A 1305-nucleotide genomic window follows, 5' to 3' on the forward strand; every position below is an offset into this window, starting at 1 on the left:
CCACCACCCACAACCCCACCGCCGGATTTTTGGGTGCCGTGTTTTTTTTTTAAGCCCCCCCCCCCTCGGGTGGGGTGCCCGGCCCCCCCCACCCGCACGGGCCCGCCCCCGCCCCCCGCCCCTCGAGTCCCTGTCCACCGTCCCGGCCCGCCTGCTGGGCCTGGCGGACTCCATCGGGTCGCTGGAGGCCGGCAAGTACGCCGACCTCGTCGTCCTCGACTCCGACACGTACGAACTCGTCGCGGTGATGCGCCGCGGCGAGTGGATCACCGGCGCCGACCGCCTCTCCCGGGCCGTCTCGGTCTGATCCCCCCGTCCCGTGCCGGGGGGTGAGTGGCGGCACTGCGTCCCGTCACTCACCCCCTGGGGGACAGCCATGCCTCTTGCCGCCACCGCCGACCTGCTGGCCGCCGCCGCGGCCGCCCGCCGCGGCCTGCCCGCGTTCAACGTGATCACCCTGGAGCACGCCGAGGCGATCGCCGAGGGCGCCGAACGGGCCGGCTGCGCGGCCGTGCTGCAGATCAGTCAGAACGCCGTCCGCTACCACGGCGGCCGGCTGCTGCCGCTCGCCCGTGCCTGCACCGAGGTCGCGGCCGCCGCCCGGGTGCCGCTCTCGCTCCACCTGGACCACGTCGAGGACCTCGGCCTGCTGCACGCCGCACCGGGCGCGGGATTCTCCTCGGCGATGTACGACGCCTCCCGGCTGCCGCACGACGACAACGTCAAGTCCACCGCCGAGGCGGCCTCCTGGGCGCACCGGCACGGCCTGCACCTGGAGGCGGAGCTCGGCCGGGTCGGCGGCAAGGAGGGCGAGCCGCCGCTCTCCCCGCACGCCCCGGGCGCCCGGACCGACCCCGCGGAGGCCGCCCGGTACGTGGCCGACACCGGCGTCGACGCCCTGGCCGTCGCGGTCGGCAGCTCGCACGCGATGACCGCCCGCACCGCCGAGCTCGACCACGGCCTGATCGCCCGGCTGGCGGCCGCGGTGCCCGTACCGCTGGTGCTGCACGGCAGTTCGGGCGTGCCGGACGGCCAGCTGGCCGACGGCATCGCGGCCGGCCTGGTGAAGGTCAACATCGGGACGGCGCTCAACACCGCGTTCACCCCGGCCGTCCGCCGGCACCTGGCCGAGCACGCCGGGACGACCGACCCGCGGCGCTACCTCGCCGACGGCCGCGAGGCGATGGCCGTCGCGGTCGCCCGGCTCGCCGCGCTGGTCAGCTCTTCGGGTAGTCGCGGACCCCCAAGTCGGGGAGCGCGCCCGGGGCGAGCAGGGTGCGGCCGCGGCGCCCCGCCCGGGGGGTC

At 76.7% G+C, this 1305-nt stretch carries 2 protein-coding genes; both read left to right on the forward strand.

Annotated elements, in window-relative coordinates; translation table 11 throughout:
- Positions 1 to 307 (forward strand): amidohydrolase family protein (locus tag ACFV0G_RS03875; RefSeq protein WP_380541113.1); only part of this gene is annotated, 307 nt, incomplete at its 5' end.
- A 69-nt stretch (positions 308 to 376) separates the two neighbouring features.
- A partial coding sequence (locus ACFV0G_RS03880; RefSeq protein ID WP_380541116.1) for a class II fructose-bisphosphate aldolase occupies positions 377 to 1305 on the forward strand: 929 nt, incomplete at its 3' end.

This window comes from Kitasatospora sp. NPDC059571 (genome assembly GCF_042735675.1).
Lineage (GTDB): Bacteria > Actinomycetota > Actinomycetes > Streptomycetales > Streptomycetaceae > Kitasatospora.